The sequence below is a fragment of the Paenibacillus sp. USDA918EY genome, from assembly GCF_009870825.1.
Classification (GTDB): Bacteria; Bacillota; Bacilli; order Paenibacillales; family Paenibacillaceae; genus Paenibacillus_AQ; species Paenibacillus_AQ albilobatus.
The window spans coordinates 748,593-773,066 of record NZ_WTWY01000002.1 but is presented as its reverse complement, the minus strand read 5'-3'; the positions used below and the strand labels follow the sequence as shown (position 1 = coordinate 773,066).

The 24,474-nt window shown below is 53.3% G+C and carries 22 protein-coding genes; 15 read left to right on the top strand and 7 right to left on the bottom strand.

Annotated features, from left to right (window positions below; all coding sequences use genetic code 11):
- The first annotated feature begins 172 nt into the window (after window positions 1–172).
- Window positions 173–1,924 (top strand): tetratricopeptide repeat protein, encoded by a 1,752-nt coding sequence (locus tag GQY55_RS07600; RefSeq protein ID WP_160039753.1) that lies wholly within the window; start codon window positions 173–175, stop codon window positions 1,922–1,924.
- A 67-nt stretch (window positions 1,925–1,991) separates the two neighbouring features.
- Window positions 1,992–2,939, top strand: a complete 948-nt coding sequence (trxB, locus tag GQY55_RS07595; RefSeq protein WP_160039752.1) for a thioredoxin-disulfide reductase — start codon at window positions 1,992–1,994, stop codon at window positions 2,937–2,939.
- Window positions 2,940–3,029: 90 nt separating this feature from the next.
- Here the strand turns inward: trxB and GQY55_RS07590 are convergent, their stop codons facing one another.
- The 4 genes from GQY55_RS07590 to GQY55_RS07575 form a co-directional block, all read right to left on the bottom strand.
- Window positions 3,030–3,632 (bottom strand): response regulator transcription factor, encoded by a 603-nt coding sequence (locus GQY55_RS07590; RefSeq protein ID WP_160039750.1) that lies wholly within the window; start codon window positions 3,630–3,632, stop codon window positions 3,030–3,032.
- A gap of 93 nt (window positions 3,633–3,725) precedes the next feature.
- A complete protein-coding gene (locus tag GQY55_RS07585) occupies window positions 3,726–4,880 on the bottom strand; it encodes a sensor histidine kinase (RefSeq protein WP_160039748.1) in 1,155 nt (384 codons plus the stop codon).
- 3 nt (window positions 4,881–4,883) lie between these two features.
- Window positions 4,884–5,624, bottom strand: coding sequence for an ABC transporter permease (locus GQY55_RS07580; RefSeq protein ID WP_160039746.1), 741 nt, complete (start codon window positions 5,622–5,624; stop codon window positions 4,884–4,886).
- Window positions 5,621–6,553 (bottom strand): ABC transporter ATP-binding protein, encoded by a 933-nt coding sequence (locus GQY55_RS07575; RefSeq protein WP_373309252.1) that lies wholly within the window; start codon window positions 6,551–6,553, stop codon window positions 5,621–5,623. The genes GQY55_RS07580 and GQY55_RS07575 overlap by 4 nt, the downstream gene beginning before the upstream one ends.
- 293 nt (window positions 6,554–6,846) lie before the next feature.
- Between GQY55_RS07575 and GQY55_RS07570 the strand changes: the two genes are divergently transcribed.
- From GQY55_RS07570 to GQY55_RS07510, 13 genes are all read left to right on the top strand, one after another.
- The gene (locus GQY55_RS07570) at window positions 6,847–7,797 is read left to right on the top strand and encodes an ROK family glucokinase (protein WP_160039744.1); all 951 of its coding nucleotides are present in this window, start codon (window positions 6,847–6,849) and stop codon (window positions 7,795–7,797) included.
- 122 nt (window positions 7,798–7,919) lie between these two features.
- Window positions 7,920–8,819: an RNase adapter RapZ gene (gene rapZ, locus GQY55_RS07565; RefSeq protein ID WP_160039742.1), complete on the top strand. Its 900-nt coding sequence runs from the start codon at window positions 7,920–7,922 to the stop codon at window positions 8,817–8,819.
- Entirely contained in the window at window positions 8,819–9,820 is a 1,002-nt protein-coding gene (locus GQY55_RS07560) for a gluconeogenesis factor YvcK family protein (RefSeq protein WP_328803727.1), read from the top strand. The genes rapZ and GQY55_RS07560 overlap by 1 nt, the downstream gene beginning before the upstream one ends.
- Before the next feature lie 5 nt (window positions 9,821–9,825).
- On the top strand, window positions 9,826–10,755 hold the full coding sequence (whiA, locus tag GQY55_RS07555; RefSeq protein ID WP_160039738.1) for a DNA-binding protein WhiA: 930 nt from the start codon (window positions 9,826–9,828) through the stop codon (window positions 10,753–10,755).
- Between the two features lie 94 nt (window positions 10,756–10,849).
- Window positions 10,850–11,119: an HPr family phosphocarrier protein gene (locus GQY55_RS07550; protein WP_036711002.1), complete on the top strand. Its 270-nt coding sequence runs from the start codon at window positions 10,850–10,852 to the stop codon at window positions 11,117–11,119.
- A gap of 230 nt (window positions 11,120–11,349) precedes the next feature.
- A complete protein-coding gene (locus tag GQY55_RS07545) occupies window positions 11,350–12,864 on the top strand; it encodes a methyl-accepting chemotaxis protein (protein ID WP_160039736.1) in 1,515 nt (504 codons plus the stop codon).
- A gap of 189 nt (window positions 12,865–13,053) precedes the next feature.
- Window positions 13,054–13,806 carry an SIMPL domain-containing protein gene (locus GQY55_RS07540; protein ID WP_160039734.1) on the top strand — a complete coding sequence of 251 codons (753 nt, stop codon included), beginning with the start codon at window positions 13,054–13,056 and terminating at the stop codon, window positions 13,804–13,806.
- A 345-nt stretch (window positions 13,807–14,151) separates the two neighbouring features.
- The gene (locus tag GQY55_RS07535) at window positions 14,152–15,120 is read left to right on the top strand and encodes an ABC transporter ATP-binding protein (RefSeq protein WP_160039732.1); all 969 of its coding nucleotides are present in this window, start codon (window positions 14,152–14,154) and stop codon (window positions 15,118–15,120) included.
- Window positions 15,117–15,968, top strand: a complete 852-nt coding sequence (locus tag GQY55_RS07530) for an ABC transporter permease (protein WP_160039730.1) — start codon at window positions 15,117–15,119, stop codon at window positions 15,966–15,968. The genes GQY55_RS07535 and GQY55_RS07530 overlap by 4 nt, the downstream gene beginning before the upstream one ends.
- On the top strand, window positions 15,965–16,771 hold the full coding sequence (locus GQY55_RS07525) for an ABC transporter permease (RefSeq protein ID WP_160039728.1): 807 nt from the start codon (window positions 15,965–15,967) through the stop codon (window positions 16,769–16,771). Before GQY55_RS07530 ends, GQY55_RS07525 begins: the two co-directional genes overlap by 4 nt.
- A gap of 200 nt (window positions 16,772–16,971) precedes the next feature.
- Entirely contained in the window at window positions 16,972–18,024 is a 1,053-nt protein-coding gene (locus GQY55_RS07520; RefSeq protein ID WP_160039726.1) for a polyamine ABC transporter substrate-binding protein, read from the top strand.
- A 151-nt stretch (window positions 18,025–18,175) separates the two neighbouring features.
- Window positions 18,176–19,375, top strand: coding sequence for a DUF2087 domain-containing protein (locus GQY55_RS07515; protein WP_160039724.1), 1,200 nt, complete (start codon window positions 18,176–18,178; stop codon window positions 19,373–19,375).
- A 226-nt stretch (window positions 19,376–19,601) separates the two neighbouring features.
- Window positions 19,602–20,705: a PdaC/SigV domain-containing protein gene (locus GQY55_RS07510; protein ID WP_160039722.1), complete on the top strand. Its 1,104-nt coding sequence runs from the start codon at window positions 19,602–19,604 to the stop codon at window positions 20,703–20,705.
- Between the two features lie 134 nt (window positions 20,706–20,839).
- Here GQY55_RS07510 and nrdF read toward each other — a convergent pair whose 3' ends face one another.
- The 3 genes from nrdF to nrdI form a co-directional block, all read right to left on the bottom strand.
- Entirely contained in the window at window positions 20,840–21,796 is a 957-nt protein-coding gene (nrdF, locus tag GQY55_RS07505; protein ID WP_160039720.1) for a class 1b ribonucleoside-diphosphate reductase subunit beta, read from the bottom strand.
- A 78-nt stretch (window positions 21,797–21,874) separates the two neighbouring features.
- Entirely contained in the window at window positions 21,875–23,959 is a 2,085-nt protein-coding gene (gene nrdE / locus GQY55_RS07500) for a class 1b ribonucleoside-diphosphate reductase subunit alpha (protein WP_160039718.1), read from the bottom strand.
- Complete coding sequence (gene nrdI / locus GQY55_RS07495) at window positions 23,946–24,305, bottom strand: class Ib ribonucleoside-diphosphate reductase assembly flavoprotein NrdI (RefSeq protein WP_160039716.1); 360 nt, start codon at window positions 24,303–24,305, stop codon at window positions 23,946–23,948. The genes nrdE and nrdI overlap by 14 nt, the downstream gene beginning before the upstream one ends.
- Between the last annotated feature and the right edge of the window lie 169 nt (window positions 24,306–24,474).

Below are 24,474 nucleotides of genomic sequence, written 5' to 3'. Positions count from 1 at the left end.
GCTTCATGCCGATAAAATAAGGGTCGGCGAGGACGAAAGTACAATTTTCTTTTAATAGATATTGGCTGCGCTCGCGTCTTTAAAGTTATGGTATACTGTTCTGGATAGATGAATCTAGCATTTTTGCGCGGGTAAACGGATATACGCAACTTAAGGGAGGTGCCTTGCTTACATGGAGGATCATCATCTACGGGCGGAGGACCTACAACATAAAGTCATACCCATTCATATGGATGCCAACTTCTTTTTTGAACGTGCTGTCCGTTCGCTGGACCGCCTTCATTACGAGAAGGCATTGAAATATTTTCGCAAAGCTGTTGAATATGAGCCGGAAAATCCGGTGAATCATTGCAATGTAGCGGGTATATTATCAGAGATGGGCGATTTTGAAGGTTCAAACGCCGTCCTTTCCGATATATTGGAGCATGTCGATGCTTCCATGACGGAATGTTATTTCTATATGGCCAACAACTACGCCAATATGGAGCAATTTGAAGAGGCCGAACGCGCGCTGCTTCAATATTTGGAGCAAGACCCGGCGGGGCAGTTTCTTGAAGAAGCCGAAGAAATGATGGAGCTTTTCCAGTATGAGCTGGGGCGGCCGGTGAAGCCGGCCCGGATCCGCAGCCGCGAAGGCGTGGTGGAGCACGAAGAGGCGCGGGCGCTGATGGAAGAAGGGAAGTTTGCCCAAGCCGCCGAGGTGCTGGAAGGGATCGTTCAGGAGCAGCCGGACTTTCTTGCCGCAAGAAACAATCTGGCTTTGGCGTATTATTACATGGGCTTGTTCCGCAAGGCCAAAGCGACCATTTTTGAGGTGTTGGAGCAGGAGCGGGGCAATATTCACGGTTTGTGCAACCTGGCAATATTTTACCAGCATGAAGGGAATACTGCTTCATTGACCCCTCTTCTTGAAACATTGTCGGTGATGGTTCCGTTCCATCAGGAGCATGTGTTTAAACTGGCGACGACGATGGGCATTTTGGGAAGGCATGATTCCGCGTACGGCCATTTCCGCCGGCTTTTGAAGGACGGAGAGCTTCTCGGGGACCCGAGCCTCTATCATTACGCGGCGGTTGCCGCGTTTAACAGCGGGTTGTACGGGGAAGCGCGCCGGCACTGGCAGCAAGCGCAAAAGCTTGACCCCGCCTCGGATATTCCGCGGTTTTACCTGGATCAAATGGAGGAGCTGCGTCCGGCTGACGGGCAGCGGTACGAGCTCAGCTATCATTACCATCTGCCGTTCGAGGAACAGTTGAAACGATGGGAGCAGAATGAAAGCGAGCTTTGCGAGGAAGTCAAAAGCAATCCGCTGATCCGGTCCTCGTTTTTCTGGGCGCTCCGGTACGGCGATCATGGAACCAAACTTCAGGTGATCCGCGCGCTGGGATGGATCGCCGACGCAGAGGTCCGGGAAACGTTGACGGCTTTTCTGAAAGAGCCGGATGAATCGCCGGAGCTTAAAAAGGAGGCCCTGCAGGTGCTGGCCGAGATGGGGCCGCAGGATACCGCGCAGGCTATTCTCGAGGCCGGCGCCGCTTCGGAGCCGCAGGTTGCGGAAATTGAAGCATCCTACGATTTCGACGGGACCGGCGATACGCTGCAAGCCGTGGTCGACCAAGCTTGGCGGCACATGGACGAAGGAACCGACCGCGAGAAACGGCGGCATTTGCAAAACTTATGGTTTCAATTCCTGGGCAAGCTGTACCCCGACAAGCCGCTGATCCGCCATACGGAAGGATGGTCGGCCGCGCTCGAGTATTTGACCGCGAAACAGCGCGGCAGCTCGCTGACCTATCAGGAAGTGGCGCAGCGGTACGGCGTTTCCGTGTCGACGGTAAGCCGGTACGCGAAACGCATCGACAGCGTCTGCTCGCCCCAGGATGAAAAGGATGATGTTTTCCGTCCTTTTACAGAAAATGTATAGATGCGCTTGCCGAAACATACCTTACATGATTTGAGTCGCTGATTCTTTCTTAAAGGAGGCTATCGGAATGTACAAATCAATCATCATCGGAACCGGGCCTGCCGGACTGACGGCAGCCATTTACTTGGCCCGCGCCAATTTGAAGCCGCTTGTGATCGAAGGCATGCAGCCGGGGGGCCAGCTGACGACAACGACGGAAGTCGAAAACTTCCCGGGTTTCCCGGACGGAATTATGGGTCCGGAGCTGATGGACAATATGCGCAAGCAGGCCGAACGTTTCGGGGCCGAATTCAAAACCGGGTGGGTCAACAAGGTGGACTTCTCGAAACGCCCGTTTAAGCTTTTCGTCGAGGGGATGGGCGAGATCGAGACCGAAACCGTCATTATTTCCACGGGCGCTTCGGCCAAATACCTCGGGATTCCCGGCGAGCAGGAAAACGTCGGGCGCGGCGTCAGCACATGCGCGACCTGCGACGGGTTCTTCTTCCGCGGCAAAAAGATCCTCGTGGTCGGCGGCGGAGACTCCGCCATGGAGGAAGCGAACTTCCTGAGCCGTTTCGGTTCCAGCGTGACGCTCGTGCACCGCAGGGAAGAACTGCGCGCATCGAAAATCATGCAGGACCGCGCCCGCGCCAACGAAAAAATCCAATGGGCGCTGAATCGGGTGCCGCTTGAAATCGTTGCCGGCGATAATGGGGTAAAAGGGCTGAAGGTACTCAACAACGAAACCGGGCAGGAGGAACTGATCGAGGCGGACGGCGTCTTCGTGGCGATCGGACATACGCCGAACACGAAGTTCCTGGAGAACCAGATCGATACGGACGAGATCGGTTACATTCGGGTCAAGCCGGGCACGACGGAAACGAATGTCCCGGGCGTGTTCGCCTGCGGCGACGTTCAGGACGTGCGCTACCGCCAAGCCGTCTCCGCAGCCGGAACCGGCTGCATGGCGGCGATGGACTGCGAGAAGTTCCTCGAAGGCAGCATGGTTCATGACTGGAGCGGCACGTTGTAACATGCAGTGCATGATGAAGGGGTATCCCTTAAGCCGAATGCGGCTGAGGGATACCCCTTGTTTTTTTGAAATCATGGAATTTATTCCGGGTTAGATCCATCCGTTTCCTTCCGCCAGACTGATCGCTTCGATCCGGTTTTTGACGTCCAGCTTGTTCAGGATTTCCGATATGTAATTGCGTACGGTGCCGTGGGAAAGATGGAGGGAGCGGGCGATTTCGCTTGCGGTTTTGCCGGCGGCGATCAGCTGCAGAATTTCGCATTCCCTTGCGGTCAGCGGATTTTTCCGGGCCGCGGAGTCGAAAATCAACTCGGGCGAAATTTCGCGGTGTCCCTGCATCACCCGCCGGATCGATTCGGCCAGCCGATCGCTTGGCTCGTCTTTGAGCAAATAACCGCTCACCCCCGCCTTGACCGCCCGCTCAAAATAACCCGGCCGCGCAAAGGTCGTCAGCATAATGACCCGGCAGGGCGAGCCCTCCAGCTTCAGCCGTTCCGCCACTTCAATGCCGGATTGAACCGGCATCTCGATGTCGAGCAGGCAGACGTCGGGTTTCATCTTCAAAATCATGGACAACGCCTCCTGCCCGTCCCCTGCCTGGCCAACGACCTCCAGGTCGTCCTCCAGGTCAAGCAAAGAGGCAAGAGCGCCGCGCAAAAGCCTCTGGTCTTCGGCGATCAAGATTCGGATCATACGTCTTCACTCCTTGCCTTTTCTTCGTATTCAGGTACACCGTTAGATCCATGCAGCGGTTTTTGCTGGGATAGGGAAGAGGGCTTGGAAAAGCTATGCGCCGTCCGCCGCCTGCGGAACCCCGTCGCCGGATGTTTTTCGGACCACCACCGGCACGCGGATCAGGACCGTCAACCCGTCCGATGAACGCAGCTCAAGCGATCCGTCGATCAGGGCCAGCCGTTCCTTCATCCCTTTCAAACCGTTGCCGTCGGATCGAAGCCCGCTTTTCCGGCCTTCCAAACCGACGCCGTTATCGCTGATAACGAGCCGGATGTCGCTGTCGGTACGTTTAATGGCGATGGTACATCGATCCGCCCGGCTATGTTTCACGATATTGGTGATGGCTTCTTTCAGGCACATGCCGAGAATGTTTTGCACCAGCCCGGAAATCTCTTTGTTGCCGAAATCGCCTTCAGCTTCAAGCCGTATCCCTGCGCTCTCCAGCATCCGCCTGGACGCTTGAAGTTCCTCCGTCAATGTCAACGTACGCATTCCGCTTACAAGCTCCCGTACTTGACGCAGGGCGGCTCTGGACGTCTGTTCGATTTCCCGCGCTTCCAGCAGCGCTTTGCCCGGGTCCCGGTCGATCAATCGCGTTACAAGCTGGCTTTTTAGCGTAATAAGCGACAGCGTGTGGCCGAGCGTATCATGCAGATCCCTCGAAATGCGGAGCCGCTCTTCCCGTTTCACCAATTCGGCGATCCGTTCGTTCGCTTCGTTCAGATCCGTCTCCAGCTGACGCTGCCTGTACATGGAACGCATCCCGAACGGGGACATCATCATAACGACAAGAAAGGGCAGCACGACATAAAGGTCTTGCGCGGCAAGACCGGGAAGATAAAACAAAAGCGGCAGGATCAGCACGGCGTAGAAGCAAAACAAAGCGGCGTAAAACTTTCGCCAATCCTTGTAGTAGGGGATAAAGCTGGAGATGTAGAATCCCATAAACAGCATATAGGGGCTGTACGCCAATGACAGCGTAAATAACAGCAGCATCTGCAGACCATGCCAAAACACAAACGACTTTCGGGCGAAAAAAAGCTGGCGGTAGGTTAGCACGAACGAAGCAATGAGCAGATAACCCGCCGCCATTCGAAGCCAATGCTCATGGCTGATGTAATAAATAGGAATGGCAACGTAAACCAGCCACACATAAGGGAAGAAGCCCATATCGCTCGGAAAAAGCTCAAATCGGGAACGCTTCAACGTCTACACCGCTTCCTGTTTTTTTCGGATATATATGGATAGTACCATAAACAGGAATAAATATCCGGCAAGAATGAATATCGCCTTCGGTTCAGGCGCCTCTCCTGCGGCAATGGCCCAGACGCCGCTGCCGTAGTTGTAAGAAGGAAGCCATTTGCCGATCGCCTGCAGCATGGAAGGAAGGGTGTCCATCGGAAACCACATGCCGCCCAGAATGGCCATGAGCATGTATACGACGTTGCTTACGCCGCTCGCCGTATCCACCCTTTTCATCGAACCGAACATGGTGCCGAGCGCAAGAAAAGGGATGGAGGCGACCAGGATCCACAAGCCGCAGCCTGCCCATTGGGCAAAGGACATTCGCACTCCGTTGATGACAAAACCGGCAGTAAAAATGACGATGATCGAAAACAGGTGCATGACTGTTTGGCCGAACATTTTGGACAGAAAATAAATGCTTCCGGGCAGCGGAGTGATCCGCATATACACCGACCATCCGTGCGTCTGCTCCTGAACCATGCGGATGCCGACGGTCATGATCGCCGATCCCATCACGCTGAAGGTGGTCATCGACATCAAATAATGCGCCTGCCAGGCTTTGGCATTGTCGACGCCGGTGTTCACGATTTTGGTGAAAATAAAATAAAACACGATGGGCATCAGCAGCGACCAGAACACGTAATAAGGGTTGCGGACAATCCGCAGCATTTCAACCTTGCACTGCATGAATAACATGTTGATCATGAGACCGCCTCCTCGTTTCCGTCTTCGGACAACATCAGTTCAAAAGCGTCGTCGAGCCTTCCCTGGCCGGTACGGATATCTCTCGCAGGGATTTCGTACCTGAATATAGCCGCGAGCACCGTGTCCGTATTTTCGGCCGTGACGACCCATCTTCCGTCCTGCTCTTTGCATTCCTTGACGCCGGGTACGGAAAGAAGCTGAATAACCATGTCCGAAGCGGCGACGTTTCCTCCCAAGTCCGCGAGAAAAGAAACGGAGCGGCTGGTCAGCCTGGAAACGATCTCGCCAGGGGTGCCGTCCGCCGCGATTTTTCCTTTATTAAACAGCAGAATCCGGTCCGCCGCGTCTTCAGCCTCCTGCAAATAATGCGTGGAGAACAATATCGTTTTTCCTTTCCGGGCCAGTGCCTGCGTCTGCTGCCAAAATGCCCGCCGCGACGTGGAGTCGAGGCCGACCGTCGGCTCATCGAAAAACAGCAGGTCCGGGTTCCCGGCCATTGCGAGCGCAAATCCGAGCCTGCGCTTCTGCCCGCCGGACAGCTTGCTGGCCCGCTGGTTCATCTCTTCCGGCGAGAATCCGGCAATGTCTGCCATCTCCGACAGCGAGAGAGGTTCAGGGTAGTAGGTTCGGATCATGGCCATAACCTCCCGGACCTTCAGCCCGTCAATGACGCTTACCTCCTGCAGCATCGCGCCGATGCGCCTTTTGACCTGCACGTCTTTGGGAGATCGGCCGAATAGCTCGACAGTGCCCCGGCTGGGCTCGCGCAGCCCGAGCATCATCGAAAGGACCGTCGTTTTGCCGGCCCCGTTGGGACCGAGAACCGCGGTCACCGAGCCGCGTGGAATATCGAAGGAGACGTCGTCGACGGCGGTTTTGCCTCCGTATGTTTTCGTAACGCGTTTGAGTCCGGCTATATTTTCCATCATACCCTCCATTTTGCTTTGTTCCTTTCGGACCCAATTTCCTCTTGCTTCCATTCTATCGTCACAAGGCCGGGCCGGTTAGTGTATGCTGTCATCAAAAGCATGTGACAGATGTCATGTCGAAGGAGGGGCAACATAGGGCAGAGGGACGGTTCGAATGGCCGACTTTGCCCGAAAAACGGGCACTCCGGGCTGTTTGTGACAGTTCTCACATCTCTTGACCGATAGGTAGGCTTCAATTATAGTGGGTACAGTAGGAGCAAACTATTATTCAAGGAAAAAAGGTGGCTTGTAACATGTCTGAGCAAATCTACGTTGGTGTCGATTTAGGAGGAACCGCCATTAAGGTCGGCATCTGCAATCAATCAGGACAGCTAATTCAAACGTATGAAGGACCTACAGAAACGGAAAAAGGCGTAGATGTTGTCATCGGTAATATCGAGAAATATGTGCGTCATATTGTTGACCAGTCCCCATACAGCTGGGACCAGCTTGCGGGTGTAGGCGCGGGGGTTGCCGGCTTTACCAATGTCCGTGAAGGGATCATCATCTTTGCACCAAACGTAGGTTTCCGCGATGTGCCGATTCGTGCTATTCTGGAAGAAAAAATCGGCAAGCCTATCAAAATAGACAACGACGCCAACGTTGCCGCGCTCGGGGAAGCGTGGAGCGGCGCGGGACGGGGAGTCGACAACTGCGTGTGCTATACGCTCGGTACCGGCGTAGGCGGCGGCATCATTATCAACGGTAAAATCTATCAGGGCTTTTCCGGTCTGGCCGGCGAGCTGGGTCACATTTCCGTCGTTCCGGACCTGGAAGCCATTCAATGCGGCTGCGGCAAGATGGGATGCCTGGAGACCGTATCTTCGGCGACGGGCATTATCCGCATGGCCAAGGATGCCGTCGAACGCGGGGACCGCACGTCCTTGGCGCTGGAGACGAAAATCGCAGCGAAGGAAGTATTCGATGCGGCCAAAGCCGGAGACGAGGTGGCGCTGCGCATCGTGAAGCGTGCAGCCTTCTATCTGGGCAAAGCGATGGCGGCCGTTGCGGCTACGCTCAATCCGGAAGTGTTCATCGTAGGCGGCGGCGTATCGAAAGCGGGAGATATTCTGTTCAACGAAGTGCGCGAGGTATTCGCCAAATTGACGCCTGAACCGCTGCAGAAGGGCGTATCGATCATCCCTGCGCAGCTTGGCAATGATGCGGGCGTCGTAGGTGCGGCCGGGCTGCTGCTCCGCTCGTAGGATCACGGACCGATTTCGAAAGGAAGCGCAAGGAAAGCGGGTATTGAACCCGAGGCAGGGTCTGCGTGGAGACAGCCCGTTTCCCGCTGTCCGCAAGTACCAAACCAAGGGAGGGAAAGCTGATGCTCGAGGGTGAAAATAACGCAACTGGCATGGCCACCCTGATCATTGTCACGGGCATGTCGGGCGCCGGAAAGACGCTGGCGGTACGCAGCATGGAGGATCTCGGATTTTTTTGCGTCGACAATCTGCCTCCCGTGCTGATCCCGAAATTCGCCGAATTGATCGAACAATCCAAAGGAAAAATCGCCAAGGTGGCGCTGGTCATCGACCTGCGCGGGCGCGAATTTTTTACGGCATTATCCGAATCCTTGAATTATATCAAGGACCATTTTACGATCCATTGCGAAATATTGTTTCTCGAAGCGACCGACTCGGTGCTTGTGCAGCGCTATAAGGAAAGCCGGCGCCGGCATCCGCTTGCCCCGGAAGGTATGCCGCTCGACGGCATCCGTCTGGAACGCAAGATGCTGGAGGAGCTGAAAAGCTCGGCCACCGTCGTGCTTGATACCAGCACCATGAAGCCGGGCCAGCTGAAGGAAAAAATCATTTCGCGATTTTCCCATCTGGAGGGCAACACGCTTTCCGTGAACATCACTTCGTTCGGCTTCAAATACGGCATTCCGATCGACGCCGATTTGGTGTTCGACGTCCGCTTCCTCCCGAATCCCCACTACGTGGAAAATTTGCGGCCGCGGACCGGGCAGGACAGCGAAGTATATGATTACGTGATGAAATGGCCTGAGACCCAGGCGTTTCTGACGAAGCTTTTGGATATGCTCCATTTTTTGATCCCGCAGTACCGGAAGGAAGGCAAAAGCCAGGTGATTATCGGCATCGGATGCACCGGCGGGAAACACCGTTCGGTAGCTATTGCCGAGTATTTGGGCAAAATGCTGGGGACCAGCGAAACGGAGTCGGTTTCGGTCAGCCACCGGGATTCTGAACGTGACCGGAATTAATGAGAGTGGAAGTGATGAGCGTGGCTGTACAAAAAAGAGAGCGTCCGCGGATCGTCGTCATGGGCGGGGGAACCGGCTTGTCCGTCATGCTGCGGGGCTTGAAGGAAATGCCGCTGGACATCACGGCCATCGTCACCGTGGCGGATGACGGGGGCAGTTCCGGCATTCTCCGCAGCGAGCTGCAGATGCCGCCGCCGGGAGATATCCGCAACGTATTGACGGCGCTGGCCGATGTCGAGCCGCTCATGTCGGAAATGATGAGATACCGGTTTAGCAGCGGCTCGGGACTTGCCGGGCACAGCCTCGGCAACCTGATTCTGGCGGCGATGACGGACATCAGCGGAGACTTTGTCACGGCAGTGCGGGAACTGAGCCGCGTATTTGCCGTGCGCGGGCGCGTGCTGCCTGCAGCGGATGAAGCGGTGGTGCTGTCGGCGGAAATGGAAGACGGCATAATCGTCACGGGGGAATCGAAGATTCCCGAAGCGGGGGGACGGATCAAGCGGGTGTTTCTTGAACCTTCGGAGGTCGAACCGCTGCCGGAGGCGGTAGCGGCGATCGAAGAGGCGGATGCCATTTTGATCGGTCCGGGCAGCTTGTACACCAGCATTCTGCCGAATCTGTTGGTTCCCAAGCTGGCGGAGGCCGTGATGGCGTCGGAAGCCATCAAAATTTTCGTGTGCAACGTCATGACCCAGCCCGGAGAAACGGACGGCTATACCGTCAGCGACCATCTTCAGGCGATTTACGATCATGTTGGCAAGCACTTATTCGATTATGTTATTGTTAATAGCGGAGACATTCCTCCGCAGGTTCAGGATAAATACGCCGAAAAGGGCGCCAAGCCGGTCGAACTGGACTACGACGAGGTCACAAGCCTCGGGTACAAGGTCATTGCCGATACGCTGGTGCTGTTCCGGACGTATCTTCGGCATGACGCCGACAAGCTGAGCCGGCATATTTACCAGCTGGTACAGGACTGGATTTTACGAAAGAGGTGAGACCCGTGTCGTTTGCGGCGCTGACGAAAAAAGAATTGACCATGATCGAAGCAGACGCCTGCTGCGAAAAGGCCGAGTTGTCGGCACTAATCCGCATGAACGGGGCTGTTCAGCTTTCGAACAAGAAGGTCATTCTGGATATTTCGACGGAAAATGCGGCGATTGCCAGACGGATCTACACGCTGATCAAAAAGCATTTTCAGGCCCATACCGAGCTGCTTGTCCGCAAAAAAATGCGCTTGAAAAAAAATAATGTGTACATTGTCCGTATTCCGGCCCGCGTTCAGGAAATACTGAAAGAGCTGAGGATTGTTTCGGAGGGCTTTTTGTTCCGCACGGACATCGACCCCGATCTGGTCAAAAAGAACTGCTGCAAGCGCGCGTATCTGCGCGGAGCGTTTATGGCCGGGGGTTCGGTGAACAATCCGGAGGGCTCCTCCTACCACCTGGAGATTTCCTCTATGTACGAAGAGCATTGCGGGGCGCTGGTGGATCTGGCGAATGAATTTCAGCTGAATGCCCGTTTCATCGAACGCAAGAAAGGATTCGTCCTGTACATTAAGGAAGGCGAAAAAATCATCGAATTTTTAAGCCTGATCGGGGCGCATCAAGCGCTGTTCAAATTTGAGGACGTCCGGATCATGCGCGACATGCGCAATTCGGTCAACCGGATCGTCAACTGCGAAACGGCTAATTTGAACAAAACGATCGGGGCCGCCGTCCGGCAAATCGACAACATTAAGCTTCTGCAGAAGGAAGTGGGCCTTGAAAACCTGCCCGACAAGCTGCGGGAGGTGGCCGAAATCCGCCTCGCGCATCCGGACATGAACCTGAAGGAAGTCGGGGAGCTGCTGAAGGGAACGGTCAGCAAATCGGGGGTCAACCACCGGCTGCGGAAGATCGACGAGATGGCTGAGAAGATTCGGAACGGCTAGTTTTTTTCTTCTAGTGTCGTTCATGTTATAATGTTATAATGTTACCAAATATGTTATGAGAACTATGCAGATTTCTAAAGGGGGTAAGGTTTCCATGACAAAGCATCCGGTAGTCGTCCGCCTGAAAACGGGTCTACATGCAAGGCCGGCAGCATTGTTCGTCCAAGAAGCGAATAAATACTCGTCCGAAATTTTCGTGGAAAAAGATGATAAAAAAGTGAATGCCAAGAGTATCATGGGAATTATGAGCCTTGCAATCAGTTCGGGTACGGAAATTATCATCAGTGCCGAAGGCGCGGACGCAGATCAGGCTGTAAACGCTTTAGTCAGCCTTGTCGGCAAAGAAGAACTCGAAAACCAATAAAACGATTGATTCATAACGGTTAGGGAGGATCCGTCTGCGGATGTTTCCCTAAAAGCACAGCCCTTTCTTCAGTTTTGAAGAGAAGGCTGTTTTGCATTTTCAGAAAAAATTCACATTTTCCAATTTCCCTTACAAATAGTGACATCCCAGCCGATATCATACTATAGCTGCACTTTCAGGGTGAAGCTCGCTCTTTTGGCAAATATCGAGATAAAGGAGTCACCGAAGGTATGGGGAAATGGAGAAATCAACAAGGGCTAACCGGTTCAGGAGAGGGCCCGGACTTAACCAAAGCCAAATCGTTCGAAGAAAAAGACATTCATGACAGGAACCGCGTTTTGCTGGTGGCGGCTGCGATCTCGGCTTTTTTTGCGTTCACGACGATGGATGGAAGCCGCATATTCAGCTGGCCGAATCTGGGATTATTGATCAATATCCTGTCGCTCGTCGCTTTTGCTTATTTTCATTTTCGAAAAAAACACATTCGCCACATCGCCTATCTAAGCGTACTCGGCATGGCCGTGAACATCGCCATTCAGACGTTTGTATTGCCTACGCTCGCAACCCTTTTCGCTGCGTATTACCTGATCATTCTCGCGCTCATCACGCTTCGGCTCGTCATCACTTCAATTTCCATCCTATTTTCGCTAATCGTTACGATCTATTTGGTAACTGCCGACACCGGCATCGAAATGCCGACCCGGGACGGTCAATCCGCGATTATGATGATGGCCATCGTATCGGTTATGGTCATTCTTTTGCTGCGACTGAACAATACACTGGTGAAAAAAACAAGGGATGCGCGGGAGCAAAGCGAACGCTTGCTGGGCGAGCAGAAGGAACAAAGGGAGCGGCTGATGGAGCATGTGACGCTGGTTACGGGCAACATGGCCGAAATTACGCATGGCGTGGAAGACAATATGGCTTCTTTCGAAGAGATGAACGTTGCATTCCAGGAAATTTCAAGCGGCGCTTCGGGACAGGCCGACTCGACTTATGCCATCAACGAATCGGTGAAGCAGATGGACATGATGGTCAAGCAAATGACCGACTCCACCGAAACGCTGCTTGCGCAAACGGACGAAACGAACCGGCTGTCGGAGTTCGGCAAAGACAAGGTCGAGCTGCTTCATGAGGCGATCATGGACTTCAAGCAGCAGATCGACGCCATGTCCGCCGACATTCAAAGCTTGACGGAACGGGTACACCGGACATCGGAATTCAGCCATACCATTTCGGAAATCGCAAATCAAACGAACCTGCTGTCCTTGAACGCCAGCATCGAAGCCGCCCGGGCGGGCGAGCACGGGGCCGGTTTTGCCGTGGTGGCTAAAGAGATCCGCAAGCTGGCCGAAGTGGCATCGGGCTCGGCGGAGAAAATCCAGTCGGAAATGGGCGGCTTCTCCGTTCTGATGGCCGAAACGATCGGTCGCATGGGACAGGTCGCGGAGCGGATGCAAAAAAGCAGCATTCTGACGGAAGAGACGCTGGAAGCCTTCCGGTCCATCGAGCAGTCGGTGGCGGGACTCCTGAAGGTTTCGAACGGCTACCGCGGAAACATCCGCGAAATTGCCGCATTTTCCGGTTCGATCGACGAGTCCACGACGCATTTGGCCTCCGTAAACGAACAGACCTCCGCAGCTATGGAAGAACTGACGGCGACGCTTCAATCGCTGCTCAGCAACAATGAAAACAGCCTGGAAAACATCAAGAAAGCGCAGGGCAGCCTGAAGGAGCTTGTTTAAGGCCTTTTTTGCCGGGCCGCAGTTTGCTGGGAAAAGCGTTTTTAAAATCCGCAAAAATCTAAAAAAAAAGTGATTGACTACCTGCAACATTTTCCACCCCTTCGCTCGTCTAGAAGACAAATCAGGTGAACGGAAACATCGGGCGTCGCCTGGGAATACTGTTCGATTATGACGAGGAGGTCAACGAAAATGAAAAAATGGATCAAACCTGTAGGTTCGGTGCTGATTGCAGGAGCTTTGCTCGTAGGAGGGGCCGGCGTGACCGGCATCACGGGAGTTTCCACCGCTTATGCGGATCAGGATGTGCAGCGCAACGTCGTCAACGTTGTCGGTAAAGGCGAAATTTCGGTTAAGCCGGATATCGCGTATTTATCGATTGGCGTAGACACCCAGGCGGAAACGGCCCAAAGCGCGCAAAAGGCGAACGCCGAAAAAATCCAGAAAATTACCGACCTGCTGAAAAACACGTGGAAAATCGCGGACAAGGACATTCAAAGCGTGTCTTTCTACGTGCAGCCGAATTACGTTTACAATGATAAGGATGGCCAGAAAGTAAAAGGATACACGGCGCATCATACGCTTCAAGTTTCTTACCGCGATCTGTCCAAGGTGGGCAAGCTGCTGGACGATGCTTCGAACGCCGGAGCGAACAGCATCGATAATGTCACTTTCTCGGTCGAAAACCGTGACCAATTTGAAGAGCAGGTCATTCAAAAAGCGATGGCCAACGCTGACCTGAAAGCCGGCGCCATTGCCAAAGCAGCCAAACGTCAGCTCGGCATGGTGCTCGTTGTCAGCCAAGGGGATGTAGGCAATCCGGTCGTCTTCACGAATGCCAAAATGGACTCCCTTGCGACAGCTGATGCAGGCAACTCCACGTCGGTCTCCCCAGGCGAAGTGAAGGTGTCGACGCAGCTCAGCGTGCAATACGAACTGAAATAAAAGCGGCTTTCCAGAAACCAGCCGCCCGATTCCGAAGGAGCCCGAACGGCTCGCCCGGAGTCGGGCGGTTTTTGCGTGAAATGCACATATGTAGCTTTTTCCTGTCGAATCCTATAGAAAAGTGTTGTACCCAAGAGGAAAAAACGGTATAGTGAATATGCGAATTTCTGTACTTCGCAGGGTACTGCCGGAAGATCCGGCAAACTCCTTGATATGAATCGTTTAAGCCTGGTAAGCCATACCCATGGATATGGCTTTTTTTTCTTAGTGTGTATTGTTTTCGTTATTTTTGCAAAAAAGCCGGATTCCAGGAATCCTGAAGCATAAGATAGGGGGTAATGCACTTTGATTGACCTTGTCCAGATTGAAAAGCATTTTGACGGACAAATCGTTGTGCATCCGCTGTCACTGAAGATCGAGGAGGGAGAGTTCCTGACTCTGCTCGGTCCCAGCGGCTGCGGCAAGACGACCATTCTTCGCATGATTGCGGGTTTCGAGCAACCGACCCATGGCGACGTCGTTTTGGCAGGCCAGAATGTAACCAATCTTCCGCCGAACCAGCGGGATTTGAATCTTGTATTCCAGCACTACGCGCTGTTTCCGCACATGACGGTTGAAGAGAATATTGCTTTCGGACTGAAAATGAAAAAAATACCGAAAGACGAACAGAAGAAACGGATTCAGGAAGCGGTGGCGATGACGCAGCTGACGGCGCTGACTTCGCGTTATCCGCACCAGCTTTCGGGCGGACAGCAGCAGCGGGTCGCCATCGCGCGCGCCATCGCCAACAAGCCGAAGGTGCTGCTGCTGGACGAGCCGCTTGGAGCGCTTGACCTGCAGCTTCGCAAAAACCTGCAGTCCGAGCTGAAACATTTGCAGCGTTCGCTGGGCATCACGTTTGTCTATGTGACGCATGACCAAGAGGAAGCGATGATGCTGTCCGACCGGATCGTCATCATGAACGGCGGACGGGTCGAGCAGGTCGGAACGCCAAGAGAAATTTACGCAACGCCAAAAACGTTGTTTGCCGCAACCTTTGTAGGGGAAAATAACATCTTTTCTTCGAGTGAAGGGCTTTTTGCCGTGCGTCCCGAGAAGCTCCGCCCCGTACGGGAGACGGAAGGCGCGCGCGTGACGGGCGTCATTCAGGATGTCCTGTACCTCGGCAACGTGCATAAGCTGACGGTTCATCTGGACCAGGAGCCGATGACGGTGACGATCGCGCTTGATTTTACCGATGAAAGGCCGTGGCAGATCGGCGACCGGATCGGGGTGAACTGGAGTCCGAAGGACGAGGTGATCATCGGGGCATGAACAAATCGAAATTTTTGATGATACCCGTACTGCTTTGGGTAGCGTTGTTTTTGCTGGTTCCGATGCTGATCGTGGTGGTCGTTTCGTTTTTAAGCCGCGACACGCTGGGCAATGTTGTCTTTCAATTCAGCCTGACGGGATACAAAACCTTTTTCGACTCGCTGTATCTCGGGATTTATTGGGACACGCTCGTCCTGTCCGTCGTAACGACGGTCATCTGCCTGCTGGTCAGCTATCCGCTGGCTTATTACATTGCGAATGCAACGCCTAAAATTCAAACGTGGGGACTTGTCCTGATCACGATACCGTTTTGGATCAATTTCCTGATCCGCACCTACGCATGGGTGCTCCTGCTGCGGACGCAGGGCATCGTCAATTCGCTGCTGCTGCATTTCGGCTGGATCGACGAGCCGCTGCAGATGCTGTACACCAAAGGAGCGGTGCTGCTCGGCATGGTGTACAACTTCATTCCGTTTATGGTACTGCCGATTTACGTGGCGCTCGAGCAGATGGACAAGCGGCTGCTGGACGCCGCCAGCGACCTCGGGGCGACGCGCTGGAGGGCGTTCCGCCATATTACGCTGCCCCAAAGCAAATCGGGCATCATGACGGGCTGCGTGCTCGTATTCGTCTCTACGTCGGGGATGTTCGTCGTAACGGACATTTTGGGCGGCGCCAAATCGATGATGATCAGCAACATCATCCAGTCGCAGTATTTAGGGGCGCGGAACTGGCCGTTCGGTTCGGCCTTGTCCATTATTTTCGTGATCACGTCGCTGATTTTGATCCTGTTGTTTAACCGGGCCATGCAGTCCAGGGCGGATCGCGCAAAGGAGGGGACCGCATGAAAAAGAAAAGCCATCCCCTCTTGGGGCTTCATTCGCTGCTGCTGCTGATTTTTATTTATGTGCCGATTCTGCTCATCATCGTGTATTCCTTTAACAATACGAGATTGAGCGGGGACTGGAAAGGATTTACCTTTGAGTGGTATACCTCGCTGCTGGAGAACCGGCATGTCATGGAGGCGCTCACGAACAGCTTGACGGTTGCCGTCATTTCGACGATCGCGGCGACGCTGCTCGGGACGCTGGCGGCTCTGTCGCTCCGGAACGTGGGCAAACGCTGGAAAGGCGGCATGAACGGCCTGATGTACCTGCCCGTCGTCATTCCCGACATTATCATGGGCTTGTCGCTTCTGGTGCTGTTCAGCCAAATGCATATACCGCTCGGCAAGGCGACGGTCATCATTGCCCATATTACGTTCAGCATGTCCTACGTGTACGTGGTCGTGACCGCGCGGCTCGCAGGCATGGGCCGCCAGCTTGAGGAAGCTGCCGCCGACCTTGGAGCGACCGGCTGGAAGACCTTCCGTTACGTGACACTGCCGCAAATGATGCCGGGCATCATATCGGGCGCACTGATCGCCTTTACGATGTCCCTTGACGATTTTATGGTCAGCTTTTTCGTGGCGGGTCCGAGTTCAACCACGCTGCCGATCTATATTTACGGCCAGGTCAAGCGGGGGATCTCGCCTGAGATCAACGCGCTGTGTACGCTGCTGATTTTGGTCAGCGTCGTGCTGATCCTGCTCGCGCAGTTTATTTTGAACCGCGGCAAAGGGCAGAAAAAGCACAAAATGCTGCCGATTTAAGCGGGTACGGCGGAGACCGCCATCGATATGGAAACGTATATTGCATTGATAAGAAAAACGCCCATCGGCGCACTTTCTCAATAGACAGACCGCATCTAGCAGAAAACATTACCAACGGGATAAGGATGCTTCGTCATCGGAGAATTTCTTTGTCATTTCAACAAAAAACGGAGTAACGGAAAGAGAGGAGATATGTAACTGTGAAAAGAAAGGGTATCGCCGGCTTGCTGCTGGCAGGGGCTATTGCTGCATTGTCACTAACGGCTTTGGGGGGCTGCACCTCCAAGGAGACGCTTCATATTTACAGCTGGGCGGACAATTTCGACGAGGATGTGCTGAAGGATTTCGAAAACAAGTACAACGTCGATATTACGTACGACACGTATGCAAACAATGAGGACCTGCTGGCCAAAATCAAGGCAGGCGGAGGCGGCTACGACTTGATCCAGCCATCCGATTACATGGTGGCCACGATGATCAAAAGCCAGCTGCTTGAGCCGCTCGACATGAAAAACATCCCGAACTTCGCCAACATCCAGGAATCCCTGAAAAATCCGGTGTTTGACCCGGGCAACAAATATTCGATCGTCTATATGTCCGGCGTAACCGGCATTGCTTACAACAAGAAATACGTAAAGGACAAAATCGACAGCTGGGAAGACCTGTGGAACCCTGCTTACAAAGGCAAGGTGCTGCTGCTGGACGACAACCGCGAGGTAATCGGCATGGCGCTGAAAAAACAGGGTCATTCCAACAGCTCCACGAATGAAGGCGAGATCAAGTCCGCGGTGGACGATCTGAAGACGCTGCTGCCGAACGTGCTGGCGTTCGATACGGATACGATCAAGCAAAAGATGATTCAGGAGGAAGGTTGGATCGGTACGGTATGGTCCGGCGACGCGGCTTTTATCGTGAAGGATAATCCGGATATCGAATATGTTGTTCCGAAGGAAGGAGCAACCATTTTCGCCGACAACTACGCAATCCCGAAAGGCGCCAAAAACAAGGAGCTGGCCGAAAAGTTCATCAACTACATGCTTGATCCGCAGGTCAGCGCCAAAAACTACGAGTCGATCGGGTACAGCGATCCGAATGCCAAGGCGATGCCTTACCACAGTGAAAAATACCGCAACAACCATATGATCAATCTGACCGAAGACGAGCTGAAACGTACCGAGTGGCTCGGCGACGTTGGCTCAATTCTTCAAGTGTACGACCGTTATTGGACCGAACTGAAAAGCGGGCGGGAGTAACGCTTCAACTTGCGAGGCATTAAAATGTGCCCCCTTTCCATCATGGAAAGGGGGTTTTTGTGTGCATGAACAAAAGAAGGATTTGAAAAAATATAGACGGTATTATAAAATGTCTAATATATAAATAAGTATTTTGAGGGGTTGTTTGTTAATGGAAAGCGTTTCGGATGAATTGCTGAATGCCGGTATTCATGATCTCAAACGTGGATACACGGAGGATGCTCTGCTTGATACGTATCGATGCCTTGTCTGTGGACATCAAACGGAAAAAGGAATTGTCTATCAGGAGGGCGGCGTGTTTTATGAAGCGGAGAAATCGATGCGCAGGCATATTCAGCATGAACATCATTCCATGCTCGATTACTTGCTCAGCCTGGATAAAAAAATGACCGGACTTACCGATTTGCAGCGCAAGCTGATCGGTTTTTTCCACCAGGGGTTGAGCGATCACGACATCATTGCCGAGCTGGACGGAGGAAGCACTTCCACGATCCGCAATCACCGCTTTATGCTCCGCGAGAAGATGAAGCAGGCCAAGTTGTTTTTGACCGTCATGGAGCTGATGGAAGAAGGCGGGAAACATGCAGGCCGCTCTTCCGCGGCAGCCGCAGCGAAGCAGGCCGAACCTCCATTACCGGGAAAGCTGGGCGAGCGGCTCAACATTTCGGAAGAAGAACATGAGCAGATTGTACGCAAATATTTTGCAGAGGGGCCGGGGGGCGGACTGTCTTCTTTGCCGAAGCAGGAGAAACGCAGGGTGGCCGTTTTGCGCCACATTGCAGGGGACTTTGAAGAGGACCGCACGTATACCGAAAAGGAAATAAACGAGCTGCTGGAGGCACGATATGGGGATTATGTCACCTTGCGGCGTTATTTGATCGAATACGGCTTTTTGGACCGCGTGCCGGACGGGAGCGAGTATTGGGCAAAACAACCGGAAACGAAAGGAAAGGGGACAAAAAACATGAAAAATCAGCGAAGAAAAGAATTGGTCGAACAATACATGAACACGCCGCGCCCGATGGGGGTGTTTCAAATCAGAAACAAGCAAAACGGCAAAATCTACGTGACCAGCAGCACGAATATGCCGGGAGCGATGAACGGCCAAAAGGCGAAGCTTGCATCCGATTACCATGTCAGCCCCGAGCTGCAAAAGGATTGGAAAGAACTCGGCGAAGACGCTTTTGCCTTCGAAATACTGGAGGAGCTTCGCCCGGATCCGCAGGCTCCCAATGATTTGCAGCAGCAGAAGGTGTACAAGGATAAGGTCGAGAAGATGGAAAAAGAATGGCTGGAGAAGCTTCAACCTTACGATGAGAAGGGCTACAACAGACGTCCGCGGGCGAGATAACAACCCGGGCAGGCTGATGCTGCTCCATTTATTGCCCGGCTCTCTCCCTAAAGGGTACAGAAATGAATAAATTTAAACCCTTTTCCTCGGGTATGCGACAATACTGTAACCGTGTTTGTCATCAATTGGCATGCCGGGTTTTATATAATAATCGCATGGGTAAAATACAGTAAACTTTCATATGACTAGCATATGCAGCAATGTTTGGAGAGAGGGGATTTCAGGGATGAATAAAGGAATGAAGTGGGGAGCGGCCGTGCTTGCAGCCGGCGTATTGTTTGGAGGGGCTAGCGTAACGGTGGGCACGAGCGTCCATGCGGCGGCCAAAACGGCGGTGAAGCAGGAAACGCAGCCCGCGGTTGTGTTGAAAGCAAACGGCAAGACATTAACGCAGCAGGGGAAAATCGTCAACGGGAACACGATGATTCCGATTACCGTTCTCCGCGACGCATTGGGACTGCCGCTTAATTATAATCCGGGAACAAAAACGTACAGCATCGGCAGCGGGATCATGAAGCTGAATCTGGAATTGTCCGATTACGGCGTCGTCTCGAACCTGAACGGCTATTACGTTTATGATAGCAGCAACAGCGATCAGTATGAAGCCAAAAACCTGAACGGACATTTATACGTGCCATTCAAGCTGCTGAATGACTATATGGGCATTAAAGGGGTGTGGAACCCTTCCTTGAAGTCGCTTGAGCTTGGCAAGCAGGCCATGAACGATATTAGCATTTCAAGCGAAACGATGACGAAAACGAATAAAAATGCCGGCATCGTCATCCATTATCCGAAGGTGAGCGGCCTTGCCGAGGGCGTGCAGCAGAAGATCAATGCCGTATTCAAGGAAAAAGCCGAGCAATTTGCGAAAGACAGCGAAGAGAAGGCAAGCCACCGGGACGGCAAAATCGAAAACGTGTACGATTTCGTGCAAAGTTTCGTCGTGACGTATAACCGCGATGGCGTGCTGAGCGTCGTCATCGACCAATACGGCTACACGGGCGGAGCCCATGGCGGCACGGTGCGCGAAGGCTTGACCTTCTCCCTGAAGGACGGCAAACAGCTCAGCCTCGGCGACGTGCTGAAGGCGGCACCGGATTACAAGCAGAAGCTCGACAACATGCTGAAGCAAAAAACGAAGGAAGTCAAATTCAACGACGTGACGGCAGGGCTGAACGAAAAGCCGGATTTCTATCTGAAAGAAGGCGGTTTTGCGATCTTCTACCAGCAGTACGAAATCGCGCCTTACGCGGCGGGCATTCCGACGTATGACTTCAGCTTCGGCGAGGTGCTTCCAAAAGGAACCGACCCGTTTGCGGCGTTCCAATAACGGCTTAGAGTCTCGGGAAAAGGCGGCATAGGGAAATATCCCTTGCCGCTTTTTTGAGCGGCCGCCGTGGAAATGAATTTTTATAGATTAAAACAGCCCGCCATGCATAGCATGGCGGGCTTTCGTTATTGGAATTATACGTTAAAAATGAAGTCCTCATCCGACAGCGGCTCGATGTTGATCGCACGAACGTAGCCGTTGCCTTTTTTCGAGAAAAAGTCGTGCTGCTTCGTATGGGTGCTGATGCCGTTGAACACGATCGGGTTGATCGGCTCTTCCGGAAAATGAGGCTCGAAGCCGAGGTTCATCAGCGCTTTATTGGCGTTGTAACGGACATAGGTTTTGACCTCTTCCTGCAAACCGATCGGAGCGTACAAGGCGTCCGTATAGACGACCTCGTTCTGATACAGCGTCTCCAGCAGCTCATACAGCTCTTTTTGCAGCTGAGCTTGTTCTTCAGGGGTGAACGTCTGGAACAGCTCTTGAGCGAGCAAGCCGACGTACAGGCCGTGGATGCTCTCGTCCCGGATAATGAGATCGATGATTTCGCCGCTGCTTGTCATTTTGCCTTGGCCTGCGAGGTAAAGCGGGTAGAAGAATCCACTGTAGAACAAGTAGCTCTCCAGGAATACCGAGGCGGCCATCGCCCGGTACAGGTCCTGAGCGGAGTTGATGTTTTTGTACCAAGACTCGATTTGTTTGGCTTTGAACTGCAGCTGCTCGTTTTCTTCAACCCAGCGGAAAATCGCGTCGATTTCCTCCGTCGAAGCGAGCGTCGTGAAGATGCTGCTGTAAGATTTGGCGTGGATCTGTTCCATCATCGACATGAAGCCGAGCACAGCCTTGCGCTGCAGCCCTTCCACATGCTCCAGGATCTTCGGCATGCCTACGCCGCCCTGCAGCGTGTCAAGCAGCGTCAAGCCGCCGAGGACATGTTTGTAGACCGTGCGCTCGTCGTCCGTCATTTTGATCCAGTCCATTTTGTCGTCGGACAGGGGGATTTCGTCGTCGGTCCAGAACTGCATAATGTTTTGCTGCCAGAACATCAACGTAAAATCGTCGTCCGGCCGGTTCCAGTTTACTGCTTTCATTAGGCGATAGCTCCTTTATATTAAGAAGGCAACGAGGGACCCGAGGTCCCTGCGATTGCCTTGCCGTATGATCAATTTTTAGACAGCGCAGCTTGTGCACTCTTCGATGGACAGCTTTTTCGTCCGGGTGTAATAAAGCGATTTGAGGCCCTTCTGGGCGGCGTATACGTAAAAACGGGACAGCTCGCGGGTCGACACGGTGCTGTTGACATGCAGGACGGTGGAAATGCCTTGGTCCACGTGCTGCTGAATCGCGGCGATCATGTCGATCAGGCGGAACTGGTCGATGTTGTAGGCGGATTTGTAATACCACTGCGTTTCCGCGCTCAAGAACGGCATCGGATAATACGTCGTCGAGTTTGCGTATGTACGCGTTTCGATGTGCTCGACGATCGGCATGACGCTGGAGGTTGCGTTCTGGATGTACGAAATGCTTTGCGTCGGCGCGATCGCCAAACGGTAGGCATGGTACAAGCCGTATTTCTGCACTTGCTCCTTCAGGCGGGCCCAATCCTCCGGCGTCGGGATTTCGATGCCTTCAAACAGCTGCTGAACCCGTTCAGACGTCGGACGGAAGTCCGTCTCGAGGTACTTATCGAAATAAGTGCCTTTAGCGTATTCGGATTTTTCGAAATCTTTGAATGTCTCGCCGCGGTCGCGGGCGATTTCCATGCTTTTTTCGATGGAGTAGAAGTTCATCATCATGAAAAACGTGCTGGCGAACTCTCTCGCTTCGGCGCTTTCGTAGGCGATTTTGTTTTTCGCCAAGTAACCGTTCAGATTCATGGCCCCAAGTCCGACGGAGTGCAGCTCGCGGTTGGCGCGTTGTACGCCCGGGGCGTTTTCGATTTTGGACAAGTCGCTGACCACGGTCAATGCTTCGATGCCGACATGGACGGAATCCTTCACTTTTCCCTGCTCCATGACGTTGACGATGTTCAGCGAAGCCAGGTTGCAGCTGATATCGCGGCGGATGACGTCTTCGATGCCGTAGTCGTTGATTTCCGACGTCTCCTGCAGCTGGAAGATTTCCGTGCACAGGTTCGACATTTTGATCTGGCCGATATCTTTCAGCGCATGCGCCCGGTTGGCGTTCGTTTTGTTCACGATGTAAGGATAACCGGATTCAAGCTGGGTGGAAGCGATCTTCGTCAGCATGTCGCGCGCGCTCATGACCGTCTTTTTAGTGATCTGGTCATTGGCGAGGAGCTCGTCGTACATCGTGTCCATATCAAGGTCGTCCAGGTGTTTGCCGTAGGCCTTGTAAACGGAATAAGGCCCGAATACGACAAGCGGCTTGTTTTGAGCGGCAAGCTCGTAAAATTTGTTCGGAATGATGAGTCCGATGGACAACGTTTTGATTCTCAATTTTTCGTCGGCGTTGATTTTTTTCGAATCCAGGAATTCAATGACGTCCCAGCCGAAAATGTTGTAGTATCCCGCGCCGGATCCTTTGCGCTGACCCATTTGGTCGGCATAAGAAAAGGCATCCTCCATGAGTTTGAGCACGGGCATGATGCCTTTGGCCGCTCCGGCTACCCCTTTGATCGGCTCTCCGCGTCCGCGAAGCTTCGACAGGTTCACCGCCACGCCGCCGCCGATTTTGGACAGCTGCATGCAGGTTCCAAGCACGTAGTTGATCGAGTTGAGGGAGTCGTCCATTTCCAGAAGGAAACAGGATACCAGCTCTCCGCGGCGGCTCTTGCCCGCGTTCAGGAAAGTCGGCGTCGCCGGCTGCAGGCGCTGGTCGATCATCGCTTCGGCGATCCGGAGCGCTTTCCCGCTGTCCCCGTCCCCAAGGTGCAGGGCGACGATGGCGACCCGGTCCGGATACTGCTCGAGATATTTCGTTTTGTCGTTCGTCTTCATCGCGTAGTCCTTGTAGAACTTTGAAATCGCCATGTAGGACTGGAACTGGAAGTCGCTGCTTGCCGTGAGGTTGAACACGGCCTCGACTTCTTCGTAGGTGTATTTTTCAAACACGTTTTCGTAGTAGTCGTTGTCGATCAGGTAATCGAGCTTTTCCCGGAGGGAACCGAACTTCATCGTGTCCTTTTCGACTTCCTCCATAAAGGCTGCGACCGCTTCCTTGTCTTTGGAAAGCTGGAAGTAACCGTCAGCCCCCCGCTGCATCAATTCGTTGTTCAATTCAATATGCTTCAATGCTCCGCACCCTTTCAACAAAAGTTTCTATATCCTGCGTTGTTCCCGACAGCTCGAATTTCGTGAGGACCGGAACATCGTACATCTCGGAGATCGTGTCCGCGCTTTTGGCAAAACGGGGACCCCAGTTGCGGTTGCCGCTTGCCGATACGCCGCGCAGCATGTTGCTGTTGCGGGTCAGGAAGGACTTCACCTTCTCGGGAACCTGGCCGAACCCGGTCGTATAGGTCACGAGCACGTAAGGCTCGTTGATCTCTTCCTTCTCCGCGATCGAAACACTCCGCATATTCAGCTTGTTTATGAAACGTCTGACGTTCCCCGTTTTGGAATCGTAGACAACCAGCATACTCTATCACTCCTACCGATTCTTTGCAAAAAAAACGACGCTGCAACCTTAATGAATGCAAGTCGTAATAGGCTATTTATGATGTTTTGGATCAATATGTAGTTGATAAATTGAATTTTACATCAATATCTTGGGTTCGTCAATGGACAAATGAGGATTTGCCTATGAG

Coding starts and splice junctions, on each gene's coding strand:
- GQY55_RS07580 (WP_160039746.1), bottom strand. CDS start 5,624: ATGATCAACATGTTATTCATGCAGTGCAAGGTTGAAATGCTGCGGATT.
- GQY55_RS07600 (WP_160039753.1), top strand. CDS start 173: ATGGAGGATCATCATCTACGGGCGGAGGACCTACAACATAAAGTCATA.
- GQY55_RS07540 (WP_160039734.1), top strand. CDS start 13,054: ATGAAAAAATGGATCAAACCTGTAGGTTCGGTGCTGATTGCAGGAGCT.
- GQY55_RS07530 (WP_160039730.1), top strand. CDS start 15,117: ATGAACAAATCGAAATTTTTGATGATACCCGTACTGCTTTGGGTAGCG.
- rapZ (WP_160039742.1), top strand. CDS start 7,920: ATGCTCGAGGGTGAAAATAACGCAACTGGCATGGCCACCCTGATCATT.
- GQY55_RS07550 (WP_036711002.1), top strand. CDS start 10,850: ATGACAAAGCATCCGGTAGTCGTCCGCCTGAAAACGGGTCTACATGCA.
- nrdF (WP_160039720.1), bottom strand. CDS start 21,796: ATGAAAGCAGTAAACTGGAACCGGCCGGACGACGATTTTACGTTGATG.
- GQY55_RS07570 (WP_160039744.1), top strand. CDS start 6,847: ATGTCTGAGCAAATCTACGTTGGTGTCGATTTAGGAGGAACCGCCATT.
- GQY55_RS07510 (WP_160039722.1), top strand. CDS start 19,602: ATGAATAAAGGAATGAAGTGGGGAGCGGCCGTGCTTGCAGCCGGCGTA.
- GQY55_RS07590 (WP_160039750.1), bottom strand. CDS start 3,632: ATGATCCGAATCTTGATCGCCGAAGACCAGAGGCTTTTGCGCGGCGCT.
- nrdI (WP_160039716.1), bottom strand. CDS start 24,305: ATGCTGGTTGTCTACGATTCCAAAACGGGGAACGTCAGACGTTTCATA.
- GQY55_RS07515 (WP_160039724.1), top strand. CDS start 18,176: ATGGAAAGCGTTTCGGATGAATTGCTGAATGCCGGTATTCATGATCTC.
- GQY55_RS07545 (WP_160039736.1), top strand. CDS start 11,350: ATGGGGAAATGGAGAAATCAACAAGGGCTAACCGGTTCAGGAGAGGGC.
- GQY55_RS07575 (WP_373309252.1), bottom strand. CDS start 6,553: ATGATGGAAAATATAGCCGGACTCAAACGCGTTACGAAAACATACGGA.
- GQY55_RS07560 (WP_328803727.1), top strand. CDS start 8,819: ATGAGAGTGGAAGTGATGAGCGTGGCTGTACAAAAAAGAGAGCGTCCG.
- trxB (WP_160039752.1), top strand. CDS start 1,992: ATGTACAAATCAATCATCATCGGAACCGGGCCTGCCGGACTGACGGCA.
- GQY55_RS07525 (WP_160039728.1), top strand. CDS start 15,965: ATGAAAAAGAAAAGCCATCCCCTCTTGGGGCTTCATTCGCTGCTGCTG.